This is a genomic window from Paenibacillus ottowii, assembly GCF_006874425.1.
Lineage (GTDB): Bacteria > Bacillota > Bacilli > Paenibacillales > Paenibacillaceae > Paenibacillus > Paenibacillus ottowii.
Map to the genome: position 1 here is coordinate 259874 of NZ_VIJZ01000001.1, position 21630 is coordinate 281503.

The 21630-nt window shown below is 44.9% G+C and carries 23 protein-coding genes; 11 read left to right on the plus strand and 12 right to left on the minus strand.

What is annotated here, in order from left to right; translation table 11 throughout:
- Positions 1–120: 120 nt before the first annotated feature.
- Positions 121–798, minus strand: coding sequence for a peptidylprolyl isomerase (locus FKV70_RS01180; RefSeq protein WP_142611573.1), 678 nt, complete (start codon positions 796–798; stop codon positions 121–123).
- Positions 799–1127: 329 nt separating this feature from the next.
- Positions 1128–1385, minus strand: a complete 258-nt coding sequence (locus tag FKV70_RS01185) for a YqkE family protein (protein ID WP_063212448.1) — start codon at positions 1383–1385, stop codon at positions 1128–1130.
- 131 nt (positions 1386–1516) lie between these two features.
- Between FKV70_RS01185 and FKV70_RS01190 the strand changes: the two genes are divergently transcribed.
- A complete protein-coding gene (locus FKV70_RS01190; RefSeq protein ID WP_142611574.1) occupies positions 1517–2749 on the plus strand; it encodes an MFS transporter in 1233 nt (410 codons plus the stop codon).
- An 87-nt stretch (positions 2750–2836) separates the two neighbouring features.
- A complete protein-coding gene (locus FKV70_RS01195; protein ID WP_063212446.1) occupies positions 2837–3016 on the plus strand; it encodes an aspartyl-phosphate phosphatase Spo0E family protein in 180 nt (59 codons plus the stop codon).
- Positions 3017–3111: 95 nt separating this feature from the next.
- Here the strand turns inward: FKV70_RS01195 and FKV70_RS01200 are convergent, their stop codons facing one another.
- Positions 3112–4011: a DMT family transporter gene (locus FKV70_RS01200; protein ID WP_142611575.1), complete on the minus strand. Its 900-nt coding sequence runs from the start codon at positions 4009–4011 to the stop codon at positions 3112–3114.
- A 155-nt stretch (positions 4012–4166) separates the two neighbouring features.
- Between FKV70_RS01200 and FKV70_RS01205 the strand changes: the two genes are divergently transcribed.
- Positions 4167–5027, plus strand: a complete 861-nt coding sequence (locus FKV70_RS01205; RefSeq protein WP_142611576.1) for a TrmB family transcriptional regulator — start codon at positions 4167–4169, stop codon at positions 5025–5027.
- 139 nt (positions 5028–5166) lie between these two features.
- On the opposite strand, the gene FKV70_RS01210 is transcribed toward FKV70_RS01205, so the two are convergent.
- The 3 genes from FKV70_RS01210 to FKV70_RS01215 form a co-directional block, all read right to left on the minus strand.
- Positions 5167–6249 carry a bifunctional 3-deoxy-7-phosphoheptulonate synthase/chorismate mutase gene (locus FKV70_RS01210; protein ID WP_064795526.1) on the minus strand — a complete coding sequence of 361 codons (1083 nt, stop codon included), beginning with the start codon at positions 6247–6249 and terminating at the stop codon, positions 5167–5169.
- A 459-nt stretch (positions 6250–6708) separates the two neighbouring features.
- Complete coding sequence (locus tag FKV70_RS26010; protein ID WP_167669704.1) at positions 6709–6885, minus strand: hypothetical protein; 177 nt, start codon at positions 6883–6885, stop codon at positions 6709–6711.
- Between the two features lie 92 nt (positions 6886–6977).
- Positions 6978–7238, minus strand: coding sequence for a hypothetical protein (locus tag FKV70_RS01215; protein ID WP_142611577.1), 261 nt, complete (start codon positions 7236–7238; stop codon positions 6978–6980).
- Between the two features lie 183 nt (positions 7239–7421).
- Between FKV70_RS01215 and FKV70_RS01220 the strand changes: the two genes are divergently transcribed.
- Complete coding sequence (locus tag FKV70_RS01220) at positions 7422–7709, plus strand: hypothetical protein (protein WP_063212441.1); 288 nt, start codon at positions 7422–7424, stop codon at positions 7707–7709.
- 132 nt (positions 7710–7841) lie between these two features.
- Positions 7842–9731, plus strand: coding sequence for a sensor histidine kinase (locus tag FKV70_RS01225; protein WP_142611578.1), 1890 nt, complete (start codon positions 7842–7844; stop codon positions 9729–9731).
- A gap of 100 nt (positions 9732–9831) precedes the next feature.
- On the opposite strand, the gene FKV70_RS01230 is transcribed toward FKV70_RS01225, so the two are convergent.
- Both FKV70_RS01230 and FKV70_RS01235 read right to left on the minus strand, forming a co-directional pair.
- Positions 9832–10068: an NHLP leader peptide family RiPP precursor gene (locus tag FKV70_RS01230; RefSeq protein WP_063212439.1), complete on the minus strand. Its 237-nt coding sequence runs from the start codon at positions 10066–10068 to the stop codon at positions 9832–9834.
- Between the two features lie 75 nt (positions 10069–10143).
- A complete protein-coding gene (locus FKV70_RS01235) occupies positions 10144–11079 on the minus strand; it encodes a hypothetical protein (RefSeq protein ID WP_064795522.1) in 936 nt (311 codons plus the stop codon).
- 191 nt (positions 11080–11270) lie between these two features.
- Here FKV70_RS01235 and FKV70_RS01240 point away from each other — a divergent pair, with 191 nt between their 5' ends.
- Positions 11271–11750: a hypothetical protein gene (locus FKV70_RS01240; protein ID WP_064795521.1), complete on the plus strand. Its 480-nt coding sequence runs from the start codon at positions 11271–11273 to the stop codon at positions 11748–11750.
- Between the two features lie 49 nt (positions 11751–11799).
- On the opposite strand, the gene FKV70_RS01245 is transcribed toward FKV70_RS01240, so the two are convergent.
- From FKV70_RS01245 to FKV70_RS01255, 3 genes are all read right to left on the minus strand, one after another.
- Positions 11800–12294, minus strand: a complete 495-nt coding sequence (locus FKV70_RS01245; RefSeq protein ID WP_142611579.1) for a hypothetical protein — start codon at positions 12292–12294, stop codon at positions 11800–11802.
- An 86-nt stretch (positions 12295–12380) separates the two neighbouring features.
- Entirely contained in the window at positions 12381–12887 is a 507-nt protein-coding gene (locus FKV70_RS01250; RefSeq protein ID WP_142611580.1) for a DJ-1/PfpI family protein, read from the minus strand.
- 241 nt (positions 12888–13128) lie between these two features.
- Complete coding sequence (locus FKV70_RS01255) at positions 13129–13482, minus strand: AbrB/MazE/SpoVT family DNA-binding domain-containing protein (RefSeq protein ID WP_425280346.1); 354 nt, start codon at positions 13480–13482, stop codon at positions 13129–13131.
- A 201-nt stretch (positions 13483–13683) separates the two neighbouring features.
- On the opposite strand from FKV70_RS01255, the gene FKV70_RS01260 reads away from it, so the two are divergent.
- Positions 13684–15081: a helix-turn-helix domain-containing protein gene (locus tag FKV70_RS01260; RefSeq protein ID WP_142611581.1), complete on the plus strand. Its 1398-nt coding sequence runs from the start codon at positions 13684–13686 to the stop codon at positions 15079–15081.
- Positions 15082–15308: 227 nt separating this feature from the next.
- Positions 15309–15563, plus strand: a complete 255-nt coding sequence (locus tag FKV70_RS01265) for an aspartyl-phosphate phosphatase Spo0E family protein (protein ID WP_064795518.1) — start codon at positions 15309–15311, stop codon at positions 15561–15563.
- 202 nt (positions 15564–15765) lie between these two features.
- Here FKV70_RS01265 and FKV70_RS01270 read toward each other — a convergent pair whose 3' ends face one another.
- Positions 15766–16989 carry an acyltransferase gene (locus FKV70_RS01270; RefSeq protein ID WP_142611582.1) on the minus strand — a complete coding sequence of 408 codons (1224 nt, stop codon included), beginning with the start codon at positions 16987–16989 and terminating at the stop codon, positions 15766–15768.
- A gap of 207 nt (positions 16990–17196) precedes the next feature.
- Here FKV70_RS01270 and FKV70_RS01275 point away from each other — a divergent pair, with 207 nt between their 5' ends.
- From FKV70_RS01275 to FKV70_RS01285, 3 genes are read left to right on the plus strand one after another with little or no spacing between them, the layout of a single operon-like run.
- Positions 17197–18204: a substrate-binding domain-containing protein gene (locus tag FKV70_RS01275; protein ID WP_063212432.1), complete on the plus strand. Its 1008-nt coding sequence runs from the start codon at positions 17197–17199 to the stop codon at positions 18202–18204.
- A gap of 34 nt (positions 18205–18238) precedes the next feature.
- Complete coding sequence (locus tag FKV70_RS01280; RefSeq protein WP_142611583.1) at positions 18239–20239, plus strand: cache domain-containing sensor histidine kinase; 2001 nt, start codon at positions 18239–18241, stop codon at positions 20237–20239.
- Positions 20190–21491, plus strand: a complete 1302-nt coding sequence (locus FKV70_RS01285) for a response regulator (protein ID WP_142611584.1) — start codon at positions 20190–20192, stop codon at positions 21489–21491. Before FKV70_RS01280 ends, FKV70_RS01285 begins: the two co-directional genes overlap by 50 nt.
- Positions 21492–21630: the final 139 nt, after the last annotated feature.

A 21630-nucleotide genomic window follows, 5' to 3' on the forward strand; every position in this document is an offset into this window, starting at 1 on the left:
TTGTGTATATACTCTTACTACATCCTAGAGGCAGCAGCTTAGAAAGCATCAGGGGATCAGCAAAAACGACCTCATGCCTATGCACAAGGTCGTTGCTGTTATCCCGTTTTGAAAAACGGGTTATTTTACTTTGACGGGTTCTGGATATTTTTTACCCAGCGTATCAACAGTAACTTTTTCCATCGTAGCCGGTTTGATGGGTTTGTCATTGCTATCCCGCTTGGAGTTGACGATAGCGTCGACTACGTCCATCCCGGACGTTACTTTACCGAAAGCGGCATATTGACCATCGAGGTAGTCCGCATCGGCAACCATGATAAAGAATTGCGATCCAGCGGAATCCAGATCCGCCGAGCGGGCCATGGATAATACGCCACGTGTATGTTTGAGTGTATTGTTAAAGCCGTTACTCTTGAATTCCCCTTTGATACTGTAACCTGGGCCACCTGTACCGTTACCTTGCGGATCACCACCCTGAATCATAAAGCCGGGGATGACGCGATGGAAAATGGTACCGTTATAAGCTCCCTTTTGCACCAAGGAGATGAAATTGTTAACCGTGTTCGGTGCTACTTCCGGATACAGCTCAAGCTTGATTTTCTTGCCATCATTCATGACAATCGTGACAATCGGATGTGAAACAGCCTTGCTTTTGTCTTTAGTTGCAGCGGGAGTTGTGGTGCTTGTCCGACTTGCGGCTTCCACATCGGTCGCTTTTGTGCCACATCCGGCAACCAGCACGAGCATGATGGCCAGCAGGCACAACGTGTACCATGGGCGTATCGATTTTCGGTTCATTGATATTCCTCCTGAAAGGTTGGATGGGTAACATCCTAATTTATAGTTTGGGGACAGCGCAGAACACTTTTCCATGTACTATCATACCTTTTTTGCTAGGGATAAGGAAATACGGGTTTGAAAGCCGTATTCTTGACCCATACTGCTGCTATTCCCAAGGAAAGGGGCAGGATCATGATGGAGGTAGACAAAAAGCTGGCTAAAGGTCTCATATGGGGTATGGCGTTCAGTCTGCCGGTTTGGATAGGGGTGTTGTACTCAGTACAACATATTCGTGACTGGCTATAACATAAAGTGTAAAGATAGGCCAAAACCGCAATGGTTTTGGCTTATTTATATTTGTGCCAGTCCAAATCGCTGTTATTCAACAGGTGTTCAAAGTTGTTGTCCAGCTTCTTTTGTTCAGCTTTTTTTGCTTCGAGGGCACGTTGCCGTTCGTCTTCTTTACGCTTGTCCTGTTCTGCTTGTGCTTCATTGGCCTGAGCCTTAAGTTTGTTCAGCACGTCCTGACTTAATAGATCCTTTAGCGTAGCAGGTTTGTCCTGAGCTGCAGGAGCAGGGAAAGACGAATTTCTCTTCTTAGCCATTTCATCATCTCCATTCCATTCGATTATATCAGCTTCTTCGTGGTTGTTCCACGCTGAAAGGCTAAGGGTTACGGTAGACTTTTCTAATTTAGAGGGTAATAATGGATTGAACAGAAGGGACGTGTGGCAGCATGCATCTATATTGGAGGCGCAATCTGGTTGTTTTGTGGATTGGAGTATTGTTTTGCAGCATGGCCTATTCCGTGTCGATTCCGTTCTTACCTATTTTTCTGAATACGGAACTGGGCGTAAACAATCAGCTGGAACTATGGTCGGGGATTGCTTTTGGAGTCACCTTTCTAGCGAGCGCGCTGATTGCTCCGTTTTGGGGCTCGCTTGCAGATAAGTATGGACGTAAGCCGATGCTGATTCGATCAGGCTTTAGCCTGGCCGTATTGTACCTGGTATGTGCTTTGGTGACAGACCCATACGTATTTGTGGGGGTTCGCTTGTTTCAAGGACTCCTCTCCGGATTTATTCCTGCAGCGATAGCGCTGGTTGGAACGGGTTCACCTGAAGAAAAAACGGGCTATGCCCTTGGCATTATGGCGACTGCTGGAGCGACGGGCAGTATTATAGGTCCGTTGATTGGCGGTGTGGTGAGCCATTATTATGGCAATCGGAATGCCTTTTATTTCTCTGCGGCTCTAGTATTGGTATCTGCGTTAATCGCGACATTTGGCGCTAGAGAGGATAGCTTCAAGGGGACCAGTACCCGCTCGCATGTGCGTGATGATATCAAAGAGGCTATTGCGAATCGGCCGCTGTACTTTTTGCTTATTCTGGCTGGGTTAAGCACCTTTTCCGTCATGATATTGGAACCGCTAATTACGGTGTACGTGCTTGAAATGGGTGTGGACCGCAGCCATGCATCTTTAAGCTCCGGGATTGTATTCTCAGCGGTAGGTATCGCGGCGGTGCTGATGGCTCCCCGATGGGGCCGGATTGGAGGGAACATCGGCTTTGCACAAGTGCTGCTGATTGGGCTGATCGGTTCGGGAATCGGGAACATCTTGCAGTTTTTTGTAACCAATTTTGTTGGTTTTGGTGCGCTTCGATTTGGATACGGATTGTTTTATGCGTCTGTGATGCCAGCGATCAATGCAATGACTGTGGAGGTCACCAAACCGGAGTTTCGCGGACGAGCCTTTAGCCTGAATCAATCAGCTACCCAGCTCGCGACGATGGCGGGGCCGCTGATCGGCGGCATGCTTGGCAGCTGGATGCCCATTCGCTGGATCTTTGTATTAAACGGGGGCATCTTGCTGATTGCAGCGTTGTTGCTATGGGCGAAGGGAAAAAACGTTTTTACGGCTTCAGCACAAAATAACGCAACGGATCAGAATATTCATTCTGCCGGATAGGCGAATTAGATAATTATCCCAAACCCTTATTTTTAGTATATTATTCATAACCCTTTACACTGTTATTACGACAGGGAGGGATATTTTATGATAAGAGACGACATTTTGCGTCAACAGCTTGAGAATGCTCGTCAAAAGCTGTATGTTTTACAAGCAAAGCATGGTTTTAATCATGCCAGTGTGCTTAAACAGTCTGTAATTATGGATAACCTCATTAATCAATATAACCACCTTTATTATATAAAAGAAAAAAAGCCGACTGCATAGATATAACTGACTGGGCGAGAAACTTTTAGAAAGGCCGCTCGCCCTGGTATTGTAGGATTGAAACACATATTCAAACAGGACTAATCTGTATCGTTTTAGGTGCTTTTTTGATGTGCACTCATGAGTACACCTATAATAACGACCAGACCGCCAATAATTTGGCGCCATGAAACTGTTTCATGCAATAGCACGACAGAGAAGATCACCCCGAATATCGGAACCAAATTCATTAAAGAAACGGAACTGCTCGGTGACAGCTTGATTAATCCGTAATTATAAAGCAAAAATGCGATAACAGAGCAGAACACACCCAGATACATAAGCAACATAAACGATCCCGTGGTCGGGGCCTGCCAGCTATCCTTTTCTAATAGGGCTAATGGTATGAAAAAGATACTACCTGCAACGGTTTGATAAAAAGATAACGTCACTGGTGGATATTTGTCCACCACCTTGCGCGTCATAAAAGTGTAAAACGCCCATGCAAATCCAGTTCCAATCAATATTAAATTTCCGATGAGTTGATTTTTGCCACCCGGACTTTCGCCCACAGAGGTTAAGAAATATACCCCAATCATGGCCAGTGCTATACCGCAGATTTTATATTTGGATAATTTGACCTTGTACAAAATAAATTCAAGCAGTGATGTAATTGCGGGATACGATGCGACAATTAATGCTGCGTTGGAAGCGGTAGTCAGGCTAACCCCTATATTCTCCATTGAAAAATAAAGAGTGATTCCCAAAACTCCACTAAACGAAATCGTAGCCAAATCTTTTGGTTTTACTTTGACATGTTCTTTTTTGATCAGCAAAACGATACCTAATACAATAGAAGCTATTATAAATCTGGATAGACCCAAGGTTAGAGGAGGAAACGTCGTATAGGCTGCTTTGGTAGCAATAAACGAGGTGCTCCAAATTAATAGGGCTAGAATCGTAGAACTGTAGTAAATCCGGTTGCTTTCGCTGTGGTGAGCTATGACTTTGTTCAAGTTAAATCCTCCCTAAGGTCATCCCCTATGAAAATATGATAGTAGCTACTATGGTTACTACTATAAAAATGCTATTAAAAAGATAGTTTGTATATCAGTTTTTGTCAAGGGGAAGTGATATAGTAAGGAAGAACATGAATTGAGGAGAAGACGTCATGAAATCAAAACCAAACCTATTAGAAATTCTGCGTGATTTGAATTTTAGTGAATATGAAGCCAAGGCTTATGTGACCTTGTTGGAAAGCTCTCCACTTTCGGGATATGCCGTCTCATTGAACTCTGGAGTTCCGAGATCCAAAATTTATGAGGTTTTGTCGGGTATGGTCAACCGTGGCGACATCATGGTCAGTCAAGAAAATACACCTCTGTATGTGCCGCTTCCTCCACATGAATTAATTGCCCAGAGAAAACGCAAAGCAGAGCAGATTTTTAATGTGGCGCAAGAGAGTCTGGAGCAGTACACAGCATCGTTTCAAAATAGAGAGAACATTTGGAATATTTCGGGGTATGAAGCCATTATCAACCGCATCAATGAAGGTGTGAAGGGAGCCAAACACCGAATTTTACTGGAAATTTGGAAAGAGGATGCCGAGGTGTTCCGAGATGCCCTGGAGCAAGCCGCTCAGCAAGGAATTGAAGTGGTCATTGTAGCATATGGTGATCTTAACTTTGATTTTGCTACCGTTTACCGCCATGATATGAGTGAGGAGATTACAGCCGAAATCGGGGGTCGGTGGATTGTGCTTAGCATAGATGATCGGGAGGTTGTGGCTGGCATACTTTCACTCGGGGATGACAGCCGCGCTGCCTGGACGCTGCATCCGGGGCTTGTGATGCCGATTACGGAAGTGATTATTCATGATATTTATATCATGGAAATCCTGTATGAGTTCCGTGAAGAATTGGAGGCAAAATTCGGACCTAATCTAATCCATCTTCGCAATAAGTTCGCTATGGGTCTGAATGGAAAAGGATATTATGTACCTTTGACTGAAAAAAGCATTAAACGTGTATAGAGATCGTACGAGGTCCAATTGCACAAATAAAAAGGCCCATGGAGTATGATTCCATGAGCCTAATTTGTTGAATGCTGTGTTTAGGATGATAACCTTTTAGGTATTCTTTTTATTGAAGATTTTAGGCATAAAGTTAGTTTTACGCTTTGAACAAACCGGATTCTTTGACTTCAGACAGGAATTTATGGAACTCAGGTATGTTCAGCTGTTGCTGGGCGTCGGACAAAGCAACTGCCGGGTTCGGGTGAACTTCTACCATGATCCCGTCAGCACCAGCTGCCAGGGCAGCTTTGGCGCAAGGGGCCAGGATGTCCTTACGTCCTGTAGAGTGAGTCACGTCCACCAATACAGGCAGATGGCTTTCTTTTTTCAAAATCGGAACCGCGGAAATATCCAGCGTATTGCGTGTCCATTTTTCATACGTACGAATACCGCGTTCAATCAGCATGACTTGTGTGTTGCCACGGGAAACGATGTATTCGGCAGCATGCAGGAACTCTTCCATGGTCGCAGCCAGTCCGCGTTTGAGCAGAACCGGAGTTCTGGTTTCACCCGCAGCTTTAAGCAATTCAAAGTTATGCATGTTGCGCGCGCCAATTTGAATAATATCGATGTATGGGATTGCTTCCTCCAAATGTCTTGGATCGACGATTTCACTGATTGTAGCCAGCCCGAATTCGTCGCCTACGCGTTTGAGGATTTGCAGGCCTTCAATACCTAGCCCTTGGAAATCGTACGGAGAGGTACGCGGTTTGAACGCACCACCACGCAGAATCGGTACACCGGCTTCCTTGAGAGCCGCACCTACCTCGCGCGTTTGCTGGTAGCTTTCTACTGAGCAAGGCCCTGCAACCATGATGGACGCTTTGCCGCCCACCAGCGTATCCTTAACCTTGATAACCGTGCTATCTGGTTGATTTTTACGGCTGACGATCAGATGTTTTTTATGTTCCTCTTTTTGATAGTTCAGAGAAGCTTTAAAAATATCTTTGAACAACTGGCGAATCGTAGCATCGTCGAAAGGTCCACGATTAGCTGCGATCAGCTTGTCCAGCATTTGTTGCTCACGCACTGGATCAAAGTCAGGTACTCCTTGAGCTTCTTTCAATTTTCCAAGCTGTCCCGCCAGTTCAGCGCGTTGGGACAGCAGCTCCAGCAATTGCAAGTTGGTAGCATCGAGCTGTTCCCGCAACAGTTCCAAAGAGTTTTCATTGGTTGACATACAGTACACCCTTTCCGAATTTAAATTGTTTTTTCTTTCAGCCCGAAGACCTTTTGCAGAAAATAACACAAAAAGGCACTCGTCGCAAGGGACGAATGCCGTGGTACCACCCTAATTACAGAAGTATACATACAAGTCGTCAACGTCATTCAATTGACGGCAGTAACCTCTGAGCTTGATGCCCGTAACGGGGGCTTCCGGATACCTCTACAGCGGACAAAGGAATGCATCCTTCTATCGGTTCAAGGCTCGACTCGGGAGTGAATTTCAACGCAGGATTGCGATACGTTCTCAGCAATACGTATCTTTCTGTGGGAATCCGCTAGACGTTTACTTGTCTCCGTCCATGTCTTTGTTCATGGTATTCAAAAGATTTGACCTTATTTTAAACAAAGTGGATGCAGAAGGCAAGCCCTGATTTTCCGATTCTAGTTTTTGTATTCCCTATCTGTCCTTTCATCATGCCTGATCTTTGGGTTCAAGCTCCGCAGATGCTACTCCTCGTGGGTTATCTTCGGTAGAGGTATCGTCGGTATGGGTCTTGTCCGCAGTCCTGCGGTCGTCTGCTTCCACAGGATTCAGGGTTTTATAGCGTTTGTACTCCATATCAGCCTGAGACATCGGATCTTTGTACATAGGAGATCGGTCAGCTCCTTTCAGTGTTATACCCTTCATTACCCGCAGAGCAGGAGGGGCAACCGCTTTCTTGCCCCTTATAACGTAAATGATTAATCCAGAATATCGTCGCTATCCAGTTGTTCTTCTTCATCCCCATCGGTACCGTTCAGCAAATCTGTACCATGCAGGAATTCAGCAGGCGCAGAAGGATCAGCAGGACTGTTGGGAACCAGTTCATCAGCATCTGGAACGTCCTCCAGAGGAGTATCCGGTCCCTCGATCAAATTCTCCCAGTTTTTTTCTGCATTTTGCAGGGAAGGCTCAAAATCATGATCCTGTAGCTCCGTATTTGGATTGTTGCGATTGGCCATCTAACTCAGCTCCTTTACTTTTTGCTGCTTAATTCGACCTTACCCAAACCGCAGAACGGCTAAACCTTGTGTTAGTGTGTCTGCAAGAAGTTAAAATCATGCGATCAGGGAGTTGCTCTTTCTCAATTCACGTTTTTTTGATAAATGCTGTGATATGATAAAGAAGAGCTGGAGGGATATGAATTGGAATGGTACATGTTTGGTCCGATGATTAGCCGGATTCGAGTAGGTCAAAAGGCATCTACCCCAGGCTATTCGCGTACCGTTATTCGGCGCCCGGATGGTTTATACTGGACAGATGGCGGACAGGCCGGAAAAATAGTAGAAATACGTGATTATTTATTCTCTGATATTTGGACGATATATGAGGATGAAGAATGTGAACCTTGGATTAGGGTCAGAGAGCAGATGGAGCGGCGTGAACAGGAAATGATCATTAATCAATATGAAGATTTTACAAATAATGATTAAAAAGAACATGATACCCTTATTATGAAGAAGGTATAAACATCATCGTATAGAATAATATAATTTTAGGACGAGAAAAATGTTAAAACATATACAAACTTGTAAATCCTACTATGTAACTTTGAGGTGCTTAATATGAGGCATGTGCCCAAAGCTGTCGCCGCTCTGCTAGCGGTCATTGTGATACTATTGTCGCTGGACCCTACTGGCTATGCAGCCAAAATGACCCCGGAAATTGAGAATAATATACCCTCCTGGGATATGAGATGGGGAGCAGAAAACGAGGATGGCTCTTTAGATGAGGTAAATAATCCCAGTAAGGCGTGGATGCATATTGAAGATGATACACAACTGCTCAAGCAGCCGGGGAATAGAGGCACCGCGTGGATTCGTATTAAGTTACCTTCACTAAATGATGAGACACCAGCGATACTTTTTGAAAATATTTATGGAAGACATATTACGCTGTATAAAGATGGTACCAATTTTTATGAATCCTACCGTGGATACAATTATGAGAATAATCGCATTCTGATTCCGCTGAAGCCAGATGACAGCGGCAAAACATTATACATATGGACGGAAAGCAGCAAGCATAGACTGGGCATTAGCGGAAATGTGTTGACCGGGGATTATCGTGACTTGTTGGGGACCTTGGTCAGAATTGATATTTTGGATATTGTTCTAGGCAGTACATTTATCTTTATCGCGCTGGTACTGCTGATCTGCTCGTTCTTCCTGTTCCGCCCGAGCATGGCCATGTGGCTGTCCCTAAGCGCGATTGTATTGTCTATCGGTCTGCTGATCGTAACGTATTCGCCATTTTTGTACACGTTCTACCGCAGCTATGGCAAGTTGTATTTACAACTGTTTGATGTGGCGTTGTTTATTCTGCTGCCTTCCTTAGCCTTCTTTTTTGAACAAAATATCAATTCGATTATACTGATTCGCAAATTTAGAAAAGTGTTAACCGCCTACTCTTTGTTCTGCTTCACCATGATGATTGTGAATCTAGGAGCACAGGAGCGACTGAACGATGTATATTATTTTTTCAGTGTCAATATCCTCAGTATATTACTCGTAGCTTTGCTGGTCCTTCTGGTATTCGCTTCGGTTCGCATGGCCCTTAAAGGAGACCGTGAAGCGATTATTTTATCGACAGGATTTGCATTTTTTGCTGTCATCTCTATTACAGAACTAAGCTGGTTCTTCATTCGGGACGGACACTACAATATGTTTCTATGGAAATGGGGCGTGTTTGGCTTTGTCCTGGCATTGATTGCGATCTTGGGCAGAAGGCTGGCGGAAAAGCACAAGCAGGTAGTTCGGTATTCCAGAGAACTGGAGATGTTCAATAATGAGCTTCAACGTTCGGAGAAAATGGAGATTATTAGTGATTTGGCTGCATCTGTAGCTCATGAGGTACGGAATCCGCTCCAGGTTACACGTGGATTTCTTCAGTTGATGAGCAAGCAGGAGGATGGTAAGAACAAAGACTATCTGCATATCGCTCTGGAGGAGCTGGATCGCGCTTCCGCGATTATTACCGATTTTCTGACTTTTGCCAAACCAGAGTTTGAACATACCAAAACGTTGACCATTTTGGATGAGTTCAAACATATTGAAGGAATCATCAGTCCGATGGCTAATTTGCAGGGTGGCAAAATTTCGCTGGATATTCCCCAGGAAATCAAAGTGCGGGGGAATTCTTCCAAATTCAAGCAGGCATTCATCAATATCATCAAAAACAGCATTGAAGCGCTGCGAGAACAAGGACATATTCATATATGGGCTTATGTGGACAATGGAGAAGCAGTCATTCATATTCGAGATAATGGTGAAGGGATGGATGCTCAGACCTTATCTAGACTAGGCGAACCTTATTTTTCGAATAAGACTAAAGGAACGGGTTTGGGGATGATGGTGACCTTTCGGATTATTGAGGCGATGAATGGTAAAATAACTTTTACAAGTGCAAAAGGGGTGGGAACAGAAGCGACCATCCGCTTCCCCGTAGCCGGATAAGATCCGGCTTTTTTTCGTTCGGAGAAAGCGGAGGAAGCTTACTGAGCCCACCCGCATGAGACTAAAAAGTTATAAGCTTAAATAAGCTGCAACGCACCAATTACCACATGGAGCGAGGTTTCTGGGATGCAGCCAGCACGCCGGAAGGGTCTGGAGGGATGACCAGGTAAAACTGATCAGGCGTTTCCTCTACCGTTTTGATTTGGATATGGTCGGGGATCACGACTCCTAACACATCACGAATTGCAGATTTAGGATCTGCCATCAGTTTTTCTCTGAAACTGGCATCCTCCCAAGCTTTTTGAATGACTTGTGTTTGAAGAACTTCAGTAGCCATCAAAATTCACCCTCTCATTCAATTGGTTATAATTACCTAGTTAGTATACCACGAAAGTCTCGGAAAAATCTAGAACTATTTCATATTTTTGGAGAGCCAATAGTCAAGTCCGCCTCTTCTCAAATGTGAGCGTCCGCCTTCAATTTCTGCCGCCTCTTCGCCCAGTTCTGCTGCGATGGAATGCGCAAAACTATGCAGATCATGGATGGAAGGCTCCATAGAATTGAGCTGCTGGACTGCTTGATCAGCAATGCTCACATAGCTGGTGAGCACGTCACGTACATAAATCGCTTCCTGAATTTGTTGTGGTCCTAGTCCTTCACAGTACGCTATCTTCTGTTCGGCACTAATATGGGACAATAGGCAGTTATAGCTATGTTCCACCAAATCTTCTGACCAATCCGCCCAATCATCCGACATTTGGAGGACCAGCAGTGCTAAATCCGTCATATGGGTAACGGTTTGAATCAGATCAGCATGGCCTGCGAGTAGTAAAGCACCCGTGCCAGCCATTTTTAGCGGGCTTGCTTTCAGTGCGACCTTATGTCGTTCCCCTTGAAAATAGTCCTCTGTTCCTTCGGATGTCACACTAACGGCCCATTCGTTCACATATGTCCGGGCATATGACCAAAAAGGAGAGGTTGCCGGAAAAAGGTCCTGATAAATGCTCAGACACTCGGTATAGAAAAGCTGGCTTAAGGCGAGTTGAATTTTACGGTTGTCTGCTGCTGTGTCCATCACATCGTCTTGAATAAAATAGTGCGCCATGATGAACACATTTCCGAGTGACAGCTTGCGACATACTTCGGAGGATAGTCCTGTGAGTTCCTGCAGCCAAAATGGAAGTAAATAGCATATATAATTACGTGTACTATCTTCCCGTAACGGATTAAACCGCGCCAGGAAGTCTAACCCCTCTTGATGAAAGGGTGCCGGAAATGCGGATGTCCGTTCCTCCGCTTGGCGGAATACCTTTTCCAATTCTTCTTTGTATGCAAAATACCATTCCATGGCTATCACCCGCATCTCTTATAAATGTTTTTATAGCGACCTCTGGTTGTTACCCGCCATTATACAACAGATTGCAATTTTCAAGAATTTGTTATTTTTGCGTAAAGAATGTTGTGAAAAGCATATAAAATGAATAAAAAAAGCTGAAAGAGAAAATATAGATGAAAAAGGGTGAAAGAAGGGTCTGCAACATGAATAAACAATGGAAATTGACCGCTGCTATCCTATATGGAGGAGTGATGATGTACGGTACTGCGAGTATTGCGGGAGCATCTGATATTGAATCGGCTACTTCGTTGCAAGCTCTCACTCCCAATGTTTCGGTCCAAGGAGAAGCCCGTCAGTGGAAGGTTGAACCACAGGGCAACGATCACGAGCACGGACATGTGCACAGACATAGACACGGTAAAAGACCTGGCGGCTTGAATCACCATCTCAACGAGAAAGTAGCCAGACTGCTGGGGATCACACCTGTTCAGTTAGAAAAAGAATTGGGACAAGGAAAATCGTTGGCCGAGGTTGCTAAAAGCAAAGGCATTCGAGAGGATCAGCTTATAGATAAATTGAAGAATGAAATGACCGTGGATTTGAAGCGGATTGTGAACCGTAAAGGTCCGATTACATTCGATCGTAAGTCTGGAACTTCGAAGGAAGCTCAATTGAAGCGATAGTCTGGGAGTAGGATCGTTTTATAAAAAAAAGGATGGGGAATACCCATCCTTAAATTTCCACTTCTTTATCCTGCACAATGTCATATTTAGTTACTTTACCAGTGTATTTGTCTACATAATAGAATCCATAAGTAGCAATGTGATCAGAAAAATCTTCGTAGGCTCTTAAAGAGTATTTTGTTCCTTCGATCCCTTCAACCATTACGTGTAAATTATATTTAGTGGCGTCGTTTTTTATTTTATCCAAAAGGATAGTGATTGCTTGATTTTCTGTAATAATTTTTTGCTGTTTACCTAAATACAGTTTATTACCATTGATGGTGACTTGTCTGCTTTCGGTAGTTCCAATATCCTTAACAGAGATGTACGTGTTTCCGTTGTAAATTAAGCCCTCGGCAGTATTCTTTTTTGTACCCTCTAAAAATACATCAAACTTTTTCACAACAGCATTTACACTTGTTCCAGATGCAGCCATTGCGGTTGCACCCGTAATCATCATACCCACGATTAAACCCACGAATAGCCCCTTTAATTTGTCCTTCATTCTAATTACCCCTTTTATGTATGTAAATTTATTTATTAATAATATCCCAAATACCACCATGCATAAAGTGATTGTTGTGAGGAGACTCAGCCATCTTTAAAAAGCTTGAAAAAGTCAACGGTTTCATTAAAATCTTCATCATCCGTATAAATGTTCATGACCTTGCCTATTTCAATTGCAAAATCTACATACTTATTGGGTTTAGCAGATATGATATTCTTGTGTATCTCCAGACCCGATGGATGAATCACATGGTTTTTAGAAGATACACCTGCTAGCTCCAATAGTTCTGTGGCAGAACAAATGGTCGCGATTACTTTATGATCATTATTCAGTGCATTAATGAGAGCTAGCAGTTGCTTGTTCGTCTTTAATTGAGTGTTATCCCCACCAGGTATAATCAGAAGTTGAATGTCCTCCGCAGACACTTCATCCAGGGCTACCGAAGGCGTAACTTTAAAATCCTCATAGGAAATGACAGGATCTTTGGTTACTCCAAGCGTAACAATGTCCCCTTTGGTTTTCATAAAATAGGTCGCTAGCATAATTTCAAAACTAACATAACCATCATAAATTAGAACATGTGACTTCATTGAACACCTACTCACAACGTTAATTTTTTAGCTTTGAGCCTGGGAAAATGCCTGTTTAGGAAGTTTGTATATAGACCGAATATATCATCTTGACGAGTTTAAATCCATATTTTACAGCAATATCATTTAGAAGTTTTGGTGATTTTAACTTGTTAATTTTGATAAATATGGATCCAAAGTTAAAAAACCAGTCGCCCTTGAGATAAACAGCGACTGGTTGTTGAAGTTTACTGGGATCAAGTTAATCAATATGTTCAACCAAATGTTGCGACGATGATCGTTTTATGCTGTTCTCACTACCTCCAGCTTCCTTAACAGCAGGAACAGGTATTGGACATACCTCGATGTTTCCCTTCAAATCTTGTATGCATTTTTCACATAAAAATGAATCTCTGAAATAGCTTAAATCCTGAACCGAATGGCATAAGTGACAGCAGACACCAATATACTTCCGCATACTTAACAATCCGGTTTCAACATCCAAATAAAATTCTAAAGACTCGCCAGCTTGAATACCCATAGAGGTTCGCAATTCCTTTGGAATAACAATCCGGCCTAACGAGTCTAAGGGACGTGTCATACCTGTATTTTTCAAGTGACCTTCTCCTATCATAATAATCTATCATCCAATGATCTCCTAATAAAAAGATAATAATCTATAAAGTAAAAGTATTTATTGATGTTCCAAAAGATGGTGTTATCATGAATGAAAAAACAGTAATAATACTATTTGTTTCAAAACTATATGAATTATTGAAAATGGGAATTTATGAAGATGCTGAAAGGGTGGTTTATCATGGAAATCACACCTACGATACAGGCAGAAGTTCAAACCTATCTGAAACGAAAAGGCTTAACCATGACCGAGTTTGGTCACAAGATCGATTTGAATGTAGGTACAGTTAGTGGTATTGTGACGGGCAACCGATCTATGTCTGTTCACCAACTGGATAGTATTACTGTGGGAATGAATTTACCACCGGATTATTTTTACGAACGCTACATTGAAGAATGCATTGAAGAATGTCCGCTCAACTGGAAAAAAATCAGTCCGTTCCTGTACCGATGTATTGAGCTAGGGCGATTGGACTGCTTGCAGCGAGTTGTCATTCTGTTATTGGATAACCCTAATTATCTGCCATCCCTCTTTGAAGTCGCCGAAAATGTATACAAAGACGGTTACAACGAAGCAGCCGCTTACTTATACAAAAAGGTAGCTGAAAGTGAGAAGCAGCAGCATTCAGAGCGATTGGCAATCTGCCAGTATCGCTTGTTCCAAATCAAAGTTGGACAGGATCGGACTGTAAATCTCCAAGCTGCCATTGAATTTGCCCCCTTTGTGGATCGCTTAGACGAGATAGAGCAATTAGATGCTCTAAAAGATTTAGCGAATGTCTATAGGTCATTAAGCATGTGGGACAAGGTGTATGAATTTGCACATCGGATGGGTCAGTTAGGACAGCTTCAATATCATTTGGTTCACAATTCCAAGCGCAAAGGAACAGAACCACGAAAAAAGCTAAGTAGACCATTGTTTGTATACATAGTTTACGCCGAATTGTTGTGTGCTAATGCTTGTGATGCAAAAGGCGATCATGCACAAGCATTAGCACATATTCGTGGTTATGCTGACCTTAGTTGGGTGAAGGAAAAAGACCCCGAGTCTCTGTATTGGAAGAAGCAATATCAGCAATGGGCGAAAATTAATACTTACGTCAACAGACTTATGTCTGGTGATATTAGTGTTCTGCCAGATTACGTAGAACATATTGCTGCTGAAAAAGAGATCTTTTCCGAGCTATTAAACGTCCTTGAAGTGGCTAATCGCTATAATGTAGATGTAGATCATATTCTCCGGCGGTTTGAATCGCAAATTGCAGCGTATCAGGAGTCGTCTTCTTCGGACATGTACACACAACAAGTGTTACCAGAAGAATACGTAAGGTTTTGGTACAAGATAGCCAAGTACAGCCTAAATAAAGGCAGATATACATATGGTTTCAAATGTTTATTAATCGCCTTTGAAAAAGCTGTTACAATTAATCATGTATTACTTATTGCCAATTGTTTTGGATTATTTTCTCATTTCAAAACACATGCGGCTCCTAAAACACAAGCTCAGTTCCAATCTATTTATGAGGAGGTGTGGGAGAAAAATGATCAAAAAGATGGCTTTCTGCTTGGCGGTAACTAGTTTTTTACTGGTATTCACAGTACCAGTTCAAACTGCAAATCTAAGCCACGGCACGATCCAAGTTCAAGGACATGTTGGTGGATCTTGATCAAGCACTAATTCATTTACTCTAGGCCAGCTTAATGCTGGTCTCTTTTTGTATTATTTTGTAATTTTTTGCTTCAAAATTGATCCTGACGTATTTGTACATCCTTTCTTAAAATGAGATTCAATAGGAGGTGTGCAGGATGAACAAGGATGAAACGAAAACGTTAATTCAACAAATGGAATGCGCCAGACAACGCCTACATGATCTGTACACAGAGTATGGCTTAGGACATGCTTGTGTACTGGAGCAGTCTATGCTTTTGGATGAACTGATTAATCAGTTCAACCGTATGTTTCAGACCAGGAAGCAGCCTCACCAAGTTGTGGATCAGATCATGATCAGCGACAATGGTATGTTGAGTTCATCCCCCCATTCTTTTTATGCAAAAGTGTGACTTCTCCCACGTAATGCTTATAATTATTCTATATAATGACTTATTTTAAAATAAAATACATATCCATGTCATAAAATGTTAATCACTCTGGGATATGATTCAGCATACTTTGACAATAAAAAAAGCAGAGCTCAATACATGAGCCCTGCGAAAGTCTTTTGGTGTAGCTTGGAATCCCTATGCTGAAACGCTGAGCAGAAGATTAGCCAAGCTCCTGTGTGCTTTTGGAAGCACGTTTGGAGGAGAGAAACTGAAAATGAAGCCGCCAGTTCAACCGCTGTCTGCCTTTGGAGCCAACAATCCAGTTGCCGCCGGGCAGATGGGCAAAGAGCCAACTAATGCCGAGAGAAGCACTTGCCACGACGACAAACGTAATGAGCGTAGCTGTAAAATGATGATCCCCCAGTGCAAGCGGACGGGTATAGTAGGATATAAAGGACAGCACGAGCGCATGGACCAGATAGCCTCCAAAGGAATAGCGTCCGATCCAGTTCAGCATACGGCGAAACGGCTCGGACCGCTGGTCTTTTTGCAAATGAAGCAGTAGTCCGTACAACAAAAGTAACTGTGAGACAATCAGCACAAAGGTGCTTGGCTTCAGATAAGTAGAAATATTGAGATTGATCGTATCGCCCGACTGGATTAGCATGGTGTGACCCATGAGCATAAACAGACCGATAAAGACAAATACATTCCATGGCAACGTCTGTTGGGCCAATCCCCGCCAGGTGTCCGTCATATAGGCGCACACGGCGCCCAGCATAAAATAGAAAAAATACATAACAAAGTTATATGTGCGGTAATCTAACAGAGTCTGCCCAAAGGACGGCAACCAAGTGCTCCATGCAGACATGTCGTAGTAGGACCAATGTAACAGCAACGCATAAGCCGCAGCGGCAACCAGCATCACAGCCAGAACAAGCTGCTTGCGCCTTTTTGTGCTATAACGACGTAGAAACGTTCGAATCTGCTCGGTTGCCTTTTCAAATAAAGGAAACCAAATATAAAACTGAAAGATCATGACCACAAACCATAGATGATATCCGCTGACGGGGATAATCATTTCCTTGAACATGCCTTTGTAAAAGGATAGATTTCCCCACTGCGCGGTTGACCAGTTCTGAGTACATACCCAATAAACAACCGTCCAGCAGAGAAAAGGAACATAAATATCTCGAAACCGCCTGCCAATATAACGGGAATAGCCAATCGATTTATTACCATTATAAAATAGCAGCGCCGCAGACAGGAAAACGAACGTCGGTGTGCCAAAACGTGTCAAATGGTACAGCATCGCGAGCATAACGGAATCCGGCTGTTGGATGTCGCTGCGATAAATATATTCGCCAATGCAATGCTGAAGCACGACAGCGAGGTAGGCAAGGCCCCGTAGTTCTGTCCACTCCGTGATACGCGGCTTGCTCATCCATATCACTCCTTTTTCTCAAGATTCGCACCTGTATTCCCTAGCACAATTGTAGGTATTGTACCTTAGGAACATTAGTGCAAGATTAACGCTACCTGAAAGTATGGAGAGTGAAGTGGTTCCAATTTGATATGATTGCGTTTACAATCTAAATGAAAACAAAGTAAATTTAAATTAAAGGATACGCATAGGAAGAGGAGAGGAAGGATGAAAAAAACGCTGCTGGTGTACATGCTGTTAATTGCGGCCTTTGCTCTCTATGTGTTCAGATATGAACAATCCGAGCGGTTGAATGGAGCTTGGGAGGAAAAAGGGCTGCGAGGCAGCATCGGAGAAACGTACATGATGATTACGTTCCAGTCCGGTTTGGAGTATTGGAAAAGCGGGCTCAAAGGGTTTGAGGATGCTGGGGATGCCTTGGGGGTAACTGTGGAGTACCGGGGGGCTACCCGGTATGATGCTCAGGAGCAGATGACTGTCATTGAGCAGGCGATTGCTCGTAAACCCGCAGGTATTGCCATATCAGCGATTGATCCACACTCCCTGATCCCGGTCATTAATAAGGCGCTGGATGCGGATATTCCTGTAGTGCTGTTTGACGCCGGAGCACCAGGGAGCCGGGCGTATACATTTTTGGGTACGGATAATTACAAGGCGGGCGTGACCGCTGCGGAAAAAATGGCAGAGCTGCTGGGACGTGAAGGCCAAGTCGCTATTCTGACACTGCCGGGGCAGCAGAATCATGAGGAACGCTCGCGTGGCTTTCGCGATACCATTCAGCGGCAGTATCCTGCCATGAAGGTGGTGGAAGTGGTGGATGGTCACGCTGACGTGATGGTGTCCAGGGATGAATCGCTAAGGCTGATGAAAGCTTATCCGAAACTGGCGGGTATTTTTGTGACCGAAGCCACCGGAGGAACAGGTGTGGGGGAGGCGGCACTGAGCCAAAAAAACAGTCATCCGCTGAAGATTATTTCTTTTGATACGAATAAAGCGACACTCGATATGATTCGTGATGGAACGATCTCGGCCACAATTGCGCAAGGGACATGGAATATGGGCTATTGGTCACTCCAATATCTGTTCCATCTGCATCATCATTTGACGGTTCCTGCACCTTCTTCGTCCGGAGATAACACCCCACTGCCCGTGCGGGTGGATACCGGGATTTCCGTAGTCACCCAAGCGAATGTAGATGATTATTATGCAAAATAAATATTGGAAGCGCATCCAATTAAGGGTGCATCAAATGATGCCAAGGTTACGCTTGCGCAATATGCCTTTACGTTATCAGCTCATGCTGCTATTCCTGCTGTTTGGCATCGTGCCTTCGCTGGGACTAGGCCTGTTGGTGAATTGGACGGTGGAGCGAATTGTGGAGCGGCAGGTGGAAAACCATACGATGCAGTTGATTGGCAAGGTGAACGAAGCACTCGATACCAAAATGGAAAATTTGCAGAACATGACGTATCTGATTGCGTTTAATCCTGAAATTGGGGATTTTTTGAAAGGACGGACCCTGGCTGATGGCCACGCGGGTCATACAAGTGGTGCAGCGCCAGAAAACCAAGGGAAGCAAGCACAGCAGCCTCTCCTTAACCAGTCTCCAGGCTCCAAGCAGGTAGTAAGTTCCGTACAGGAGCAGGATACACTGTATGAAATGAAGCAATTTTTACAGGGCTTTACCACCTTATATCCTGAAATTGCCGGGATTCTGATCGTTAACGAAAAAGGCGATTATATCAGCAATGAAATGTATGCTCGAAGCACGCGCAGCCTGACGGAAGAAGACTGGTACATACAGGCGGCGCAGCATGCAGGGATATTCACGGTGCTGGGACAGCCAAGTCACCGTAATGTGACCACTCATGTCCGATATAAAGACAGCGAAATTGTATCTGTCGTTCGCTCGGTCACGGACTCGGAGACGGGACATGTACTGGGTGTGATTATGATTGATCTCAAGCTGCGGGCAGTGTCGCAAGCTGCCAGAGATGTAACCCTGGGCAAAAGCGGGTATGTCATGGTGACAGATGCTGAGGGACGCAGTGTATACATGCCGGATATGCCTTTGATTGAACGCATTCCGCCGCAATGGTTTGGCACAGGGGACAGCGGGATGTTTACCCGTGAAGCGGGAGGTAGGGAATTGCTGTTCATGTTCCAGGCTTCCGAGTTCACGGGCTGGAGAACCGTGGGAGTATTCCCGGCGCGCGAGTCTACACTGGAAGTGCGGCAAATTCAGTTCTATGTCGTTTGTTTTGTTTTCATTGTATGTCTGTTTGGCTTAACGGCATCCTTGCGATTGTCCAGTTCCATCGCGCAGCCGATTTTCCGGCTTATGTCTTATATGCGTAAGGCAGAGACAGGGGATCTTACGGTTCGCCAGTGGAGTGAGCGCGGGGATGAGATCGGAATGCTGGGCCGGAGCTTTAACCGGATGCTGGAGCAGATCCGCCGTCTTATGTCGCTTAGCGAACTGAGGGAACGGCAAAAACGGGATGCCGAACTGCGCAGTCTTCAAGAGCATATTAAGCCGCATTTTCTATACAATACGCTAGATACCATTCATTGGATGGCCCGAAAAAATGGAGCAGACGACGTATCTGACATGGTGGGGGCGTTATCGAAATTGTTCCGCCTTGGGCTATCCAAAGGGGATGACTTTATTCCGCTGCACTCCGAGATTGAGCATATCTCAAGCTATATGCAAATCCAGCAAACCCGTTATCGTGACCGGCTTCGCTGGGAATTGAATGTTCCCGACGAGCTGAAGGATCTATTCGTATTGAAGCTGATGCTTCAGCCTGTGGTGGAAAATGCAATTTATCACGGCATTAAGGCCAGACGCGGTCCAGGCACGATTTGCGTAGAAGCTAAAGCCGAGGACGACAAGCTGCTGCTGACGGTACGTGACGACGGTGCAGGGATGACAGCGGAACGTCTGCGTGAGCTGCGTGAATGGCTGGAAAGGCCACTGGAAGCGATGGAAGGAAGACAGAAACAAAAGGGAGTTCGTACAAATGGCAGGAGCTACGGCATGCTAAATGTGCAGGCGCGTATACGATTGTCTTTTGGCGAGGAATATGGAATTGCATTGGACAGTAAAGAAGGGGGAGGTACCTGCGTAACAATCACTCATCCGTTGCTGCTGGATATGGCGCAACTGAAGAAGCCTTATGACAGAGGAGAGGGTCAGGATGACGAAATTCAAGGGAACAGACAACGCGACAACGGCGAGTCTGATTGACCAAGCCATACCAGAAGTAGGCATAGCCACGGCCAAACGTTATCAAGTACTGATCGCAGATGATGAGCCGATCATTCGTGAAGGGATTCGAGATTGCCTCGACTGGGCGGCTCTAGGCATGGAGGTTGCAGCAGAGGCAGAGGACGGTGAGGAAGCGCTGGAACTGGTTGCTCAGCTTAGCATCGACATCGTACTGGTCGATATGAATATGCCGTTCATGGACGGGATTGAACTGATTCGGCGACTGCGGGAAGAACGCCCGGAGTGCCGTTGCCTGATCATTTCCGGGCATGATGAATTTGCTTATGCGCAGGAGGCTGTCCGACTTGGCGTAGAGGATTATATTTTAAAGCCGGTACATGCGGAGCAACTTCACGCTGCATTGTCGCGCCTTCGTCAACGATTGGACGAGGAGCGCAAGCGTGCGGTGTATATAGAGCAAGCTGCCGGGCAGATTGAACGGAATATTCCGCTGCTGCGCCAGCGGTTTTGCCTGGAATGGCTGGAAGGACAGCACACGGGAATAGACATTATGGAGCAGTTGGCGTTTTTACGTCTTCCATCCCGGCCGCCTGTTCAGATCGGTGTGGTACGGTGGCCAGCGGTAGAGGCACGGCAGACGATTATGCGTGAGAATGATCGCCAATTGTTTCTTTTCGCCGCTGAAAATATTATTGGCGAACTGCTGGAGGACCGATCACATGTGTTGTTCCGCGATGCGAATGGGCTGATCGGCATATGCCTGTGGCAGGAGGCACCCGAGACGATCGGTGCTTCCATAGAGCAGGCCATTGGACGCTATTTGAATATAGCGGTCCACACACATGTGGAGCCCAACACAGGTGGGATGGAAGGCGCAATCGATGCGTATCGGATCAGCCGGGATCGGGTGCACGGTGAATCGCAGCTATCTCCCATCGTGCGCCGGGCACGGCAGCTTATTCAGGAAGGTTATGCCGATCGGGAACTGACGCTGGAAGCACTGGCCTCGCGTCTACAGGTATCTGCTGTATATCTTAGTCGTGTGCTCAAAAAGGAGCTCAACGACAGCTTCGTGACCCTCGTCACACGTGCCCGTATTCGCAAAGCAGTGCAGCTGCTGGACTCTACGACGTTGTCTGTGCTTGAAATAGCAGAACGTACGGGATACGACAGTCAGCACTATTTTAGCACTGCTTTTAAAAAGGCCATGGGCGTGTCGCCTGTGCAGTACCGTAAGAACGGAGGAATTCAGGAGAATTCGTTGGAGTAGGAATGGAATGTTGGAATGCGGAATTGTCCTGCACCGTCCCATGATAATCTGTGCTAAAAAGTGTGTGTGTAATCACACCTGCACGTTCAGGGGTTTGTTACGCTGTAGATAACGAACAAATATCTATCAATATTTGGAG